At 38.8% G+C, this 13,971-nt stretch carries 8 protein-coding genes and 1 pseudogene; 8 read left to right on the top strand and 1 reads right to left on the bottom strand.

Features of this window, described 5'->3' with window-relative positions:
• Positions 1–23: 23 nt before the first annotated feature.
• The 5 genes from PAT01_RS14355 to PAT01_RS14335 all read left to right on the top strand — a co-directional run bounded on the left by PAT01_RS14355 (position 24) and on the right by PAT01_RS14335 (position 9,165).
• Positions 24–1,352, top strand: coding sequence for a CDC27 family protein (locus PAT01_RS14355; RefSeq protein ID WP_154945683.1), 1,329 nt, complete (start codon positions 24–26; stop codon positions 1,350–1,352).
• A gap of 300 nt (positions 1,353–1,652) precedes the next feature.
• Entirely contained in the window at positions 1,653–3,254 is a 1,602-nt protein-coding gene (locus PAT01_RS14350) for a hypothetical protein (protein WP_154945682.1), read from the top strand.
• A gap of 95 nt (positions 3,255–3,349) precedes the next feature.
• Positions 3,350–6,067 carry a TonB-dependent receptor plug domain-containing protein gene (locus tag PAT01_RS14345; RefSeq protein WP_186807287.1) on the top strand — a complete coding sequence of 906 codons (2,718 nt, stop codon included), beginning with the start codon at positions 3,350–3,352 and terminating at the stop codon, positions 6,065–6,067.
• 367 nt (positions 6,068–6,434) lie between these two features.
• Positions 6,435–7,574: an aspartate-semialdehyde dehydrogenase gene (gene asd, locus PAT01_RS14340; RefSeq protein WP_154945681.1), complete on the top strand. Its 1,140-nt coding sequence runs from the start codon at positions 6,435–6,437 to the stop codon at positions 7,572–7,574.
• A 475-nt stretch (positions 7,575–8,049) separates the two neighbouring features.
• A complete protein-coding gene (locus tag PAT01_RS14335; RefSeq protein ID WP_154945680.1) occupies positions 8,050–9,165 on the top strand; it encodes a DUF748 domain-containing protein in 1,116 nt (371 codons plus the stop codon).
• Between the two features lie 66 nt (positions 9,166–9,231).
• Here PAT01_RS14335 and PAT01_RS14330 read toward each other — a convergent pair.
• Positions 9,232–9,501 (bottom strand): annotated as a pseudogene (locus PAT01_RS14330) (ion transporter); the annotation flags it as partial.
• A gap of 252 nt (positions 9,502–9,753) precedes the next feature.
• Between PAT01_RS14330 and PAT01_RS14325 the strand changes: the two are divergent.
• The 3 genes from PAT01_RS14325 to PAT01_RS14315 all read left to right on the top strand — a co-directional run bounded on the left by PAT01_RS14325 (position 9,754) and on the right by PAT01_RS14315 (position 13,841).
• Entirely contained in the window at positions 9,754–10,566 is an 813-nt protein-coding gene (locus PAT01_RS14325) for an ion transporter (protein ID WP_154945679.1), read from the top strand.
• A 966-nt stretch (positions 10,567–11,532) separates the two neighbouring features.
• Positions 11,533–12,339 carry a S1 family peptidase gene (locus tag PAT01_RS14320; protein WP_055018908.1) on the top strand — a complete coding sequence of 269 codons (807 nt, stop codon included), beginning with the start codon at positions 11,533–11,535 and terminating at the stop codon, positions 12,337–12,339.
• Positions 12,340–12,593: 254 nt separating this feature from the next.
• Positions 12,594–13,841, top strand: a complete 1,248-nt coding sequence (locus PAT01_RS14315; protein ID WP_064386707.1) for a hypothetical protein — start codon at positions 12,594–12,596, stop codon at positions 13,839–13,841.
• The last annotated feature ends 130 nt before the right edge of the window (positions 13,842–13,971 follow it).

Here is a 13,971-nt window from a genome sequence, read left to right as displayed (position 1 = left end):
TTGGATGAAATAGCGAGGCGATTATGAAATTACTACCTACAGCTAAAAATTTAAAACTGGCATTATTTTGCACTGCCGCGATCAGTGCAAGTATTGTTGTGCCAAGTACGCTAAGCCTTGTGCCGGGGCTAAACGTAGCAACTGCCCATGCAGAGCAAGAACAAAAAACAAAGCGTGTACCTGCACTGCGCGAAAAGGTTTATAGCCAGCTTGCTCGTGCGCAAAAGCTCGCTGACGATGGCGATGTAAAAGGCGGCCTTGAAGCACTTGATAGCATTCAAGAGCGAGCTTCAAGTATGAACTCGTACGAAATTGCGATGATGCATAACTTTTATGGCTTTATTTATTACAACGAAAATGATTTACCAAAAGCCATTGCCTCGTTTGAAAAAGTGGTAGCCGAAAAGGCTATTCCAGAGTCATTACGTTTAAGTACCACGTTTAGCTTAGCGCAGCTTGCAATGGCAAACGGTGAGTATAAAAAAGTTATCGCGTTTTTAGATAAGTGGGAAGAAATAAATACCAAACCTATTACAGAAGGGTATTACTTACTTAGAGCGCAAACTTACTACCAGTTAAAAGAATACCCAAAGGGGCTTGAGTATATCAATCAAGTTATTGCTCTTAGCGACAGCGAAGGCAAAACGCCTAAAGAAAACTGGCTGGTACTTCAGCGCGCTATGTATTACTCACTTAATCAAACAGATAAAGTAGTGGCAGTGCTTGAGCGCATGGTTAAACTTTACAATAAACCAGAGTATTGGGTTCAGCTAGCTGGTATGTACGGAGAAACCGGCAAAGAAAAAGAGCAACTAGCAGTAATCGAAGCGGCGTATCAACAAGGCTTTTTAAAAACCAAGTCTGATTTACGACAGTTATCGCAAACTTACCTTTATAACGGCCTGGCATACAAAGCAGCTAAAACAATGAGTGATGCGATAGAAAAAGGCATTGTAGAAAAATCAGCGAAAAACTATGCCTTTATTGCAGAGGCCATGATTCAAGCTAAAGAAGATGAAAAATCGATTAGCTACTTTGCAAAAGCGGCTGACCTATCAGAGCATGGTAAGTACGATCAACGCCTAGCAGAAGTGTTTGTTAACACTGAGCAATACGAAGAAGCGGCTGATGCTGCGCGTAAGGCGCTTGACAAAGGCGGTCTTGATTTTGAATCAAACGCTTACGTTGCGCTAGGTATGGCACAGTACAATATGCAAAATTTTGATGCGTCTATTTTAGCGTTTGAACAAGCCCAAAAGCATGATAAATCACAACGTTTAGCAAAGCAGTGGATTAAATATGTTAAGCGTGAAAAAGTGCATGCGCAAACACTTAAAGCCGCGTTACTTTAACTTTATACCCTAACGCTATTTTACAAATAATAAAGCGTTTACCTATTTCATAATCGCAACACCAAAACCGCCTTAGGGCGGTTTTTTTCGTTGCTAAAAAATTTAAGTTGTTGAATTTTAATTAATTACTATTGTCATCTTATGGTTACTAAACTGTAACTGCTTTGTCATATCTCTACAGTATCTTATTTGCATCCGATAACTCAGGTCACCTTAATGCATGAGTATCGTGCCTTAAAGTGACTTAAGTTTTTACTTAATGCACTAACAAAATAATTAAATACTTTAACGGAGTGAACAATGAAATTATCTGATTTATTTAAGGTCAGCCTAGTAGCAACTGCAATGACACTAGCTGGCTGTGGCGGCGATATCGAAATTACACCTACTGTAAACGATAACAGCTCGTCAACAGATAACAGTGTTAATAATTCAAACAATACAACTGGTTCAACAACTGAAGAAGAAGCTGTTTGTGCAAGCTACGAATCAGATGCAGGTACGGTAACAGGCGTAGTAAGTGGCATTGATTGTTTATACAACGACTCGTTTGCAAGCAAAACAATTTCTATCACAAGCAACATTACTTTCGCTGAGCTACCTGATGGCGGTGTTCACGTTTTTGAAGATGCATTACAAATTGGCGAAGACGGCAGCACTGTAGATGGCTTTGAAGTACCAGCAAATGGTCCAACAATGACTGTTGAACCAGGTGCCGTTTTAGCATTTGGCTCAGGTGAAGCAATTGTACGTATTGCACGTGGTGCAAAAATTCAAGCGGTAGGTACTGAAGATAAGCCGGTTGTATTTACTTCGGCAAACGCGTTTGACCGTTTTGATACAGCAGGCGAAGGCGCACGCTACGCAGATTGGGGCGGTATCATCATTAATGGTAACGGCATTACTGACCAATGTACTGATGCAGAGCGTGACGGTGGTACGTGTAACGTAGCCTCTGAAGGTATTACAAGCTACTTTGGTGGTAACGATAATGCAGACTCTAGCGGTAATATTAAATGGGCTAAAATTTGGTACGCAGGTTCAGGCCCTCGCGTTGGTGGTGAAGGCGATGATTTGAATTCACTAACACTAAATGCAGTTGGCTCTGGTTCTGAGTTTGATTACCTACACATTCACCAAGGTTTTGATGACGGTATTGAAATTTTTGGTGGTGCTACAACGCTTAAACACGTAGCGGTAACAGATACACAAGATGATTCGTTTGACTTTGACGCAGGTTGGCAAGGTAAAGCTCAGTACTTATTTATTCAACACGGTACTGTGACACTAAATGACGGCACTGTTGTTAACATGGGTAACAATGGCTTTGAGTCTGATGGTGTTAAAGGTTCTTCTACCGAGCAAGTGTCTCCATCTAACCCAACGGTTGCCAATGTAACGGTTGTAACTACAGATGGTAACTCGGTACGTGATGACGACCCTTCACAAGCTTACAAGTTTGATGACCAATTTAATTCAAGCATTTACAACACTGTTATCGTTAAGCAAAACGCAACTAACACGCAATGTATTGAGTTCTCAGGCGACGGTGAAGCACAAGCAGATAAAATCTCATTCACAAGCTCTGTAATGGCGTGTTCTGCAAACTTTACTGATACAGATACGTTTGCAAGCGGCCCATTAGAAGGTCAAACAAAAACAGCGTGGTTTGAAAATGACGGTGCTAACCAAATTTTAACTGATGATGTTGCAGTACTTGCAGATAACGGTTTTGCAACGAACACAGCAGCTGCAGAAGTAACTGTTACTGCAACAGATTTAAGCACAAGCGATTCATTTTTTGAAAGCGTAAACTACATTGGTGCGGTATCGGATCAGGATACAGACTCTAGCTGGTATAAATGGGTTGAAGCGGCTGTTACAGCAGCAAATGCTGACTAAATAGCACACCATTATAACCTCTGATTAAAGGCGCCTTGTGGCTTGTTATTTAAGCGTCAGGCGCCTCTTTTGTATAACCTGATTAGGATTATCTCATGTCTAAAAAGCATAGACTCAATCAAATTACCTGGGCAATTGGTTTAGGTTTAGTCGCTCATTCGACTAGCTTAATTGCTGCACAAGCTGATGAACAGTTAACAAACGAACAAGAAATAGAAGAAGTTGTTGCTGTAGGTACGCGTTTACAAGGGAGCGCTGCGGCAGTTGTAGAAGAACGTAAAAACCAAGCCTTTGTTGCCGATATTTTAGGCTCTGAACAATTATCACGCACGGGCGACAGCGACGCAGCATCTGCGCTTCGTCGAGTGACAGGCCTAACGCTTGTTGATGGTAAGTTTATTTACGTTAGGGGCCTTGGTGAGCGTTACTCTAGTGCGCGTTTAAATGGCGCTTACATCCCAAGCCCAGATTTAACCCGTAACGTTATTCCGCTGGATATTTTCCCTGCAAGTATAATTGAAAGTATGGCTGTTCAAAAAGCTTACTCTCCAGACATGCCAGCAGCGTTTGGTGGCGGTAATATAGATATTAGAACTAAAACCGCACCGAGTGAATTTACAGCAGGCATAGAAGTGGGTGCAGGTTACGATACGGCATCAAGTGATGGCTTTACCTACAATCGTAACGAAAATGGCATTCCAAGTGAGTTATCACAGGCTATTTCAACATACCGTGGTGATTTTAGTATTGGTAATATTGTTAGTAGTGAAGGCTTTGAAGATGGCGATTTAACGCGTGCAGAACAAGCAACCGCTGTTAATAACTCACTTTTAAAGTCGCTTCCTCGCGATTATGAGTTAAAAGAAGAGTCGTTAGACCCGCGTTATAATATTAAAGCCCATTATGGTGATAGCTTTGAAGAGAGCTATTTTGGCGGCAAGGTTGGGTTTTTACTGGCAGGTGCTTACAAAAACGAATGGAATTTTGAAGAACGCTTTAGCTCAGTTATCACCCAAGATTTAGAAAACGAAGAAGGCAATGTTGATTGTACAACGTCGTTAGCGACCAGTGAAGATGTGAGTAACTCGTGTTACAACACAGTCAAAAATTCGCAAGTGACCACTGAAACCGAAAGTTATAATGGTTCATTAAGCTTGTCATACCGTTTAGGTACGCACAGTATTTCTGCTCAACAGCTTTACATTATTGATAATGAAGATGAGTCTGAAATTGCTATTTCGCAAAGCCCTGCGGGTAGTTCTACGTTTAGTATTGCGGGTGATGGTATTGCAAACCGTAATCATGAATTTAATTACGAAGAACGCCAATTAAACATTACTCAAGTTATGGGCCAACATACCTTTTTAGATTATTTTGGTATTGGTGCCGATTGGCAGTACACCGAAGCTAAAGCAACGACTGATATACCTACCAGTGCCGATTTTGAATTTCGTGACACTTATAATAGTGATGGCAGCTATGCCGGCTCAACTATTACAGGGGATGATAACCGTGTAATTATGTCATACACCAATATGGAAGAGCGTGTTAAATCGTACGGTGGTAACTTAACGCTGCCGCTTAGCTTTGAGTCTATGGAAGTTGAGTTTAAAGTGGGTTACGATTTTTCTGACAGAGCCAGAATATTTAATACCTCAAGCTTTGCTATAAACAATAGTGGCGGCTCAGGTATTTCAATAAACGACGGTAGCACTGATGCGCTTAATAATAGTGGTTTTTTAACTGACGACTTTATTGATAATAACGCTGTGTTAGTTGACTTTAATGAGCCAACAGCCCCTGATGCCGATGATTACATTGCTGCGCAAAAGGTGGATGCAGGTTATGCGTCTTTCGATGTGTTTTATGATCAATGGATAAGAATAAGCGGTGGTATTCGTTATGAGGAATTTAAACAATCTTCTATCGGTACATCGAGCCTTATTTTTGATGAAGACGATTTAAATACCTTTTACGATCCAGATAAAATTCAAGCAGGCTCTGTTATTACCGATGATTGGTACCCGGCACTGTCTGTTACCTATGTAGGTGGCGATGATTACCAAGTGCGCTTAGGTTATGGTGAAACAGTAGTTCGTCCTGATTTTCGTGAAGTAGTGCCTGTTACGTATTACGACCCTTTGACCGACATTAGAACGTTTGGTCGTACAGGTATAAAAAGTAGCCCAATTAAAAACTACGACTTACGTTATGAATATTACGGACAAGCCGGTAATTCATTTAGCGTAGCGGCGTTTTATAAAGATATTACTGCGCCAATTGAAACGGTTTTAAACATTGGTGATGAAGATTACTCAGCATCGTTTATAAATGGTGAAACAGCAGAAGTTTATGGTATTGAAGCTGAATGGCTACAAGACTTAACATTTGTAAGTGAAGGCCTATTTACTAGCGGTAATATCACATTAAGTGATTCTGAAGCGTCTATTGACCCAGCACTGGCGGGTACATTAACTAATCCTAAAAAACGTATGACAGGCCACTCTGAGTATGTAGTTAATTTACAATTAAACTACGATTCGTTAGATGGCATGCACAGCAGTTCATTAGTTTATAACGTATTTGGTGAGCGAATTTTAGCAGCGGGTGTTGCTAATAGAGATGACGCGTATGAGCAACCATTTCACTCACTTGATTTAGTTTATACTTATTACCCTGATTTTAATTCTAAGATTAAGTTTAAAGTTAAAAACTTACTCGATGAAGATCAAGAGGTAACACAATCAGACATTATAGTGCGCTCAAAAGAGCAAGGTGTAACGTTTGATTTAAGTTACAGCTACGAGTTTTAATTTTCTTCCCAAGGAAGGGGGATATAATAAAACCTAACTACCGATTAGCCCTGTATTTAATACAGGGCTTTTTTATGACTATGAAAAATATTTAAGTTTCGCTTTATTCACTAGTTTTAGGGCGCTTGGGGTGTTAGGTTAGCTTTATACTAATCAACTTAAATAACTAGTCATTCTAGTGTGCTAAATAAAGCGCGAACGGCGTAATAAATTTTTGATGCAGAACAGCTACATATAAAAATTTATGGCTTGTTATCTCGCTATTAATTTGCCGCTATAAATGATTAATAACTTAATATGATTGGTTTTAATAAAAATTAATTCTCACGCAATGAATTTTAATTTTTAATGTATTAAGGCATCTTTTATGAATCAAACAGTGGAAAAAACAATGAAAAAAGTAGGATTGGTCGGTTGGCGTGGCATGGTTGGCTCTGTGTTATTAGAACGTATGCAACAGCAAAGTGATTTTGCACATATCGACACCACCTTTTTCACCACCTCACAAGCTGGGCAACTCGGCCCTGATATTGCTGGCGCCGCAAAACCGTTATTAGATGCAAGTGATGTAAATGAACTTGCTAAAATGGATATTATTGTTACCTGTCAAGGTGGTGATTATACCAAAGCGGTTTACCCTAAATTACGCGAATCGGGTTGGGATGGTTACTGGATTGATGCAGCTTCTGCCCTTCGTATGGTTGATGACAGCATTATTGTACTTGACCCTGTAAATAAAGATGTCATTGAACAAGGTTTAGAGCAAGGCGTAAAAACTTTTGTAGGCGGTAACTGTACCGTATCGTTAATGCTACTTGCTTTAGGTGGTTTGTTTGAGCAAGACTTAATAGAGTGGGTAAGCCCAATGACTTACCAAGCGGCCTCTGGTGCCGGCGCTCGTAATATGAAAGAGCTTATAGCACAAATGGGCGCTATTCATTCAAGCGTTGCCGAGCAACTAGATAACCCAAGTTCAGCTATTTTAGAAATTGATAAAATAGTGAGCGAAAAAATGGCTTCAAGCGATTTACCACAAGACCAATTTGGCGTGCCGCTAGCCGGTAGCTTAATTCCTTGGATTGACGTACCAATGCCAAGTGGCCAATCTAAAGAAGAGTGGAAAGCTCAGGTTGAAGCGAACAAAATTTTAGGCTCTTCTAAACAGCCTGTGCCAATTGATGGTTTATGTGTACGTATTGGTGCAATGCGTTGTCATAGCCAAGCGATGACCATTAAATTACGTGAAGACATTAGCATAGAAAAAATTGAAGAAATTTTAGCTTCGCATAACGAGTGGGTTAAAGTTATCCCTAATGAGCGCGAAATTAGTGCGACTGACTTAACCCCAGTTAAAGTAACAGGTACTTTAAGTATTCCTGTTGGTCGTATTCGTAAATTAGCCATGGGTCCTAAATACATTAGCGCATTTACCGTGGGCGATCAGCTGTTATGGGGCGCTGCAGAGCCACTTCGTCGTATGCTTCGCATCATTGTAGACGGTGAATAATTTCTGCATTTAAAAGTGTATATTAAAAAGGGGTTAGCGTATTGCTAACCCCTTTTTTAGTTAAGCGGCACTACATACGCTACTTTATTTTTTCCTTCGTGTTTTGCTTTCGTTTTTGCTATTTACAACGCTTTATCTATGGTGCTGCAACGCGCTGTATATAAAAGCACTATATGATCGCGCTGTATATAAAGCATATAAGTTTGTGCTTCATTAATACCTAGGAAAAACGTAATAAATATTAATATTGCCATCCCCTATGCTCTGTTGGAGCAGTCATAAAATTAATGAGTATACGAAAGGCTCACTAAGCTTGCTTAACTCGGCTCATTGCATTTTTTGGTATAGCTTTTGCTCGTAATAATCTATTACAGCTTTATTCGCTCGGTTTTAGCTGCTTTGTGGGTACTTAATTCACTTATGCAGGTATTTTTTACTTATGCCGAGATGCTAAGCCTTCACATAAGGATAGATAATGGCTTCTACTTTTAAAAATACACGCAAAAAATGGTTTTATGCTTTAGTGGTTACAGCCTTGGGGTTAATTTTACTCAGAGCTTTAGCCCCTTATGCGGTTCAATATTATGTAAATCAGCAGCTTGAACAAACCCAAGGCATAACAGGGCATGTGGGTGATGTTGATTTGTACTTATACCGAGGCGCTTACGCTGTTGATGAGGTAGAAATTTACGCGGTAGATGCCACGCAGGTGCCTAAGCCGTTACTGTCTATTGATACACTTGATTTTTCGCTTGCGTGGTCTGCTTTATTAAACGGTAATTTTGTCACCAACATGGCTTTTACCCGCCCAGAAATTGTTATTTACGATAAAGACCCAACTACCGCTGAACAAAACCAACAGGTGAAAGATGAAACCACCTGGGTAGGCCTTGCTAATGATCTCGTGCCTTTTTCAATTGATACGCTACGTATAGACAATGGTAAAGTAACCTTGGTTAACGCCACCAGCGAAGGAGAGCAGCCTACTTACGTATCAAATATAAACGCTAACATTAACAATATTACCAATGCACAAAACCTCTCTAAAACCTTAGTCACGAGTTTAAAAGTAGAAGGGCAGCTAATGGGCGAAGCTAAGCTGTCTTTAAATGGTAAATTGGACCCTTTTAGTGATGAAGCTAATTTTGATTTTAATGTTGAAGTGCAGCGCTTTTCGGTTAAAAATCTCGAAACTGTTTTTAAAGTCTATACCCCATTTGACATTGAAGCCGGCGGAATAGATGGCGCAATGGAATTGGCCGCTAACAATAATAACTTAAATGGATATGTAAAAGCGGGTGTGCACGATTTAAGTGTTTTTTCGTGGCGCGAAGATATAGAAAAAGATGATGACGGTCTATTTACCGCTATTTTTGAAGGCAGTATTGATTTACTCAGCTCGTTATTAGAAAACGACGAGTCAAAGCTGGTGGCTGCTCGGGTGCCCATAGACGGGCAGTTAGATAACGCTGATGTATCTATTTTCGAAGCCGTGGTTTCGGTATTAAAAAATGCGTTTTTTGAAGCATTTAAAATGAAGGTTGATAATGTTATTTCGTTTGAAAGCACGCAAGAACAACAAGGTGAGTAACTAAAAGCCCTTTGTATTAACTCAATACAAAGGGCTTTTTAAGTTTTAGCAAGTAAAATAGATCAGCTATTTATTGGAGTTGGTTTTATCTGAGGTTTTACTTAATAACGTTTTTAGCTCAGCTATTTGCGCTTGTAGTTCAACTACTTGTCCTTGCGTTGCAGGAAGTGAGTTATTATCCGCTTTTAGCTCACGGGCATTTCGATGCTCCTCGCTCATTACTTCTAAAATGGCACCTACCATCATGTTTAAAAACACAAACGCAGTTAAAAAGATAAACGTGAGGTAGTAAATCCAGCTTAGCTCGTACACCGCCATGGTTTCGTACATAATGTCCACTTTATAAGAACCCATTCTTTTGTGACAATCAATGGGTGAGTGAGTGAAACCCCCATATTACAACGCATCACAAAAGGAGATGAGAAATCTTTCTTCAAATTGCCATTGTCAACGTTGACACTCAAAAATATAGTCAAAAGAAATTATCTAAGCCCTAACTTCAGAGCACCACATTAAGCATTTTTGTTGACAAATAACTAGGATATAATCCACGTAATTTAAATTACTCCAACCTTTTAGTAGATGTAAATGTACGAAAATTTAAAAATTAAGTTGAACAACCTTAAAAACAATAAAGCTTTTGAGCTAACGGTTGTAGCAGTAATAATCATTTCAGCCTTGGAAATAGGCGCTAAAACTTTTACGCTTCCCGATACCGCAATTTCAGCTACACATATACTTGATATATTGATAACTTTGTTTTTTTTGTTTGAAATTACAGTTCGTTTTGTTGCAGACGAAGATAAAAAGAACTTTTTCAAAAAAGGTTGGAATATTTTCGATACGCTCGTGGTAGCAATTAGTTTGATCCCAATAGATGACAGTGAAATGGCACTTTTGGCTAGATTAGTTCGTGTATTTAGAGTTTTAAGGATGGTATCTGTTGTTCCTGAATTACGGGTGCTTATTAACTCACTAATTAAAGCAATGCCTCAACTCGGTTATGTTATTTTATTAATGTTTATTATTTTTTATATATATGCTGCTATTGGAAGTTTTATATTTAACGAAATCAATCCTGTATTATGGGGAGATATCGCTATATCAATGCTGACACTTTTTCGAATAATGACGTTCGAGGACTGGACTGACATTCAATATGAAACTATGGAAGTTTACCCAATGTCATGGGTATTTTATTTATCATTTATATTTTTTACAGCGTTTGCATTTTTAAACATGGTTATTGGTATCGTAGTTAATGTTATGGAAGATGAGCACGCTAAGATGCGTCAAGAAAAACAAGAAGCCCTAAATAAGCCGACAATCGAGGATTTACATAAAGAAATTCTAGAATTAAAACAAATATTAAAGCGCAATAGCAATGATTCTAAACCTTGATGTTAAATATGTTAGAGTTCCAATAATATTCTTTTTGAATTTATACCTTCGTTGATTTGTTGATTGCTGATTTTACAAAAATAATAGGGGTGTGATTACGTCAACATTGTTATAAAATTACTAAATGATTTTTATCAAGTAATCACACCATTTTTTAGAACAAAATCGTGCTTACAGAACTTTTGTAAACTATAAGTGAATATCACTACGAGTAAGTATAATCCAAATTTTTCATCTGAAGTCCTTTACTGTATCTCCAAGTTTAATAATACCGTTTGCGCTATTTTTAAAATACAAAAGAAATTTCATTAAGCACCATTAACATGCGATTTTATTAATAGCTTCCTGTAGTTGTAATTATAAAAGCGCATATCCTGATAAATATACGAGTAACCTACTGAGCAAATAACACCGTCAAAATTACAATTTAATCGGATAGCAAAGGTCTTTCTAATACCATTGGTCATCTCACTAAAGGGGAAAAGCAAATTACAAAGTCACGTCTCAAATAAATAAGCTGAAACTTCTGCTGCTAGCACCATTTTACCGGCCCCGGTGATCATATATACATCGCATGAAAATCTTACACACTAATAAGACCATATTATAGCTTCCGATGAGTGATGTGAGAATCCCACACCACGCATAACATGAGATTTTTACTTATAGATTAAAATTTTTTCGGATTGATGTTGCTTAACGAACGTTGGTCAATGAAGGAGGCGTATTTCAAATTCTACATTCGTAATAAAGGGGAAATGTTTTGAACAATTTACGTCAACTTTTTATAAAATAGTCTCAAAGAATGCTGCATAAAGCATCGGCAATACTTCGACTGACAACTACTATGGGGTGAGGTTTAATTGTTGAAAAGCTGCTTTGAGCGAATTGCAGACGGTCGAATTAGTTGCCTTCTCCTAGCTTGCAAGGTAGCCTGTAAAGCATTCATAAAAACATGGACGCACTATGAAAGCTTTCTTTTTCATTTTTCTATTTGTCTTTTCTATTAGCTGTCTCGCTGTTGTAAAAAGGCATGATATTCCCCCTGAGAATTATGTGTCGAAAGAAGCTCCTAACTTCTTAGTGGATATGCCTCATGAAGGGCATGGCGCTTTAATTAACCCAAGGTGGGTTGTAACTGTCGCGCATACCATTTTTTATAATTATATTGGTAAAAGTTTAAGGATTGGATCAAATACATATCAAATTGAAAAAGTGTACATACATCCTGAATTTGAAAAACCTAGCGAAAGTTTGTTGAAAGGAAATTTAGCGCCTTTAATGAGTTTTTTTAAAGCAAGAAGTGATATTGCATTAATCAAATTAACTTCGCCTGTGAGCGATGTATTACCGATTACTCTTTACACAAACACAAAAGAACAAGGAAAAACAGTTACAGTTTTTGGTAGAGGTGCCACAGGTAATGGGCTTATTGGCGAAGAGTCTGAGACTAAATCTTTGAAACAGCTGAATCACTTCCAAAATATTATCGAAAATGCAGAAACTAATTGGCTGACATTCAGGTTTGATAAGGCACCTAATGGATTACCTCTAGAGGGAATGCACGCTTCAGGTGATAGTGGTGGAGCCTCTGTCATTTATCAGGGTGGTATACCCTTTCTTGTAGGGCTTTCAAGTTGGCAATTAGCGCATGGCGATATTTCTGATTTTAAGGGTGGGTTATATGGTACAACTGCATATCAAGTGAGAATTTCCAATTATAGTAAGTGGATTAAGGATGTATTAGCTAGCGAACCAAAAACTGTCAATTAGCGTCTGTTTTGGGACTGTAATGAAGTTCGACCTAGAGCGAGAAGCGGACGGTCGTTTAAGCTCGTTCTTGGACAATTTTGAGTTACATAGGTTGTTAAATTAACTCAGTTAGAATTAGGTGATGTATTGAATAAGCGGCTCGCCACGGCGGACTTTCTGGCAGTGTGGATGATGTGCAACGCAAGCAAACTCTGTTGGTTATGACGGGTTTCATAGGGTAAGCTAGTACATAACCTACTGACTGAGAAATATTTATGGACACAATAAAGAGCAAAGCTAGAAGGCAACCTCCATACAAATCCATTTGGTTTTGGGTGTTGCCATTTTTCACTCTAATTGTAGTGTTGACATTGGTCTCTATGGCTCAAAATGTCTCTGGCTTCTCTGAGGGGCTAAAACATACATTAGAAACCTATCGGATACCGCTGGCTTCTGTTGTTTTTTGTGTTACGACATTAATTCAATGGTTGATAGCTCACAACTCAAATAAGCCATCCGAATTAGAGGAGCAGCAAGTAATAAATAGACACCTTAGAGATGAGTATGATGTTAGTGAGCGTCTTTTAATTAAGCAGTTTGGTAAATTATCCTCTGACCGTGCATTTACTTTTATTTCAACAGATGACTTGCCAGCAATTCACTCAAAGGTGTATGCGGAAGACCGTCTAATTAAACGTGGTAAACTAAGTGTCTGTGATGAAGCGATACGAGCCATTGACTACTACTTTCGGAATACCGAAAGGCTACTAGAAGAAGCTCTAAACCTATTGCAAAACGAAGAAGCCAAAGAAACGCCGAACAGGCACATCAAAGAAAGTCTGATCATCCAGCTAATTCAGTATTTAAATCAATGTGCACTAACACTGCATTATGAAATTGGGATGAGGGTGATTAATTTGGATAGCTCAGATATAAATACCTACCGAGATGCTTTTTTCGAAACACTCCATCTAACAAACTTCTTAGGTGGAGAGTTATCCCCCATAGTGAATCAAGTGGTTGAAACCCCATCAACTGAAAAATCCAACTCACAAGAGGATATACTGAACATGTTTGTTGCTGCCCATGAAATAGCGGAGAGTTTAGTGACCAGTAGTGAAGGGGCTACATTTGGTGGCCTGTATAGAAGCATCCAGCTAAGGTCGATCATCAAACAAGCGCAGGGTTCTCCTTTATACCTATTAGCTTGTCAGGTTATTCAAGATATTGTTCTTGAACCACTACTAGGCGAAAGCGATAAAATAGGCGCTGTGGAGGTTGATGACAACTATCCAAAATATGACATATACAACCAAGCTGGAGAGAAGAAGCTAACTCTCGGTTACAAAGAGGTAGATGAGAACACTCTTACCCTCATCCTGAGCGGTGAAGGTGAGAACATAAAAACAACTGTAAGGTTTGTCGATTCGGAAAAGAAAAGGTTCGAAGTAGATAGGGACATGGGGGGGCGCTTTACCCTTGAGTGTAAAAAAGCTATTAACCGGCACTTAGTTATTGAATAGCTATCAACTTGACGGACTGCAGTGGATGAGTAAGTTTGACCATATAGCTAGAGTTTTTGTCATAAGGTAAAGTAAGTCAAATACTAAACTGAATGCTGTGTAGAAAAACTAACGTAAAACACAATGGAGT

It is taken from the genome of Pseudoalteromonas atlantica (genome assembly GCA_007988745.1).
In the GTDB taxonomy this organism is placed as follows: Bacteria; Pseudomonadota; Gammaproteobacteria; order Enterobacterales; family Alteromonadaceae; genus Pseudoalteromonas; species Pseudoalteromonas atlantica.
The sequence above is the reverse complement of the archived record's forward strand: the minus strand, read 5'-3'. Positions and strand labels throughout refer to the sequence as shown.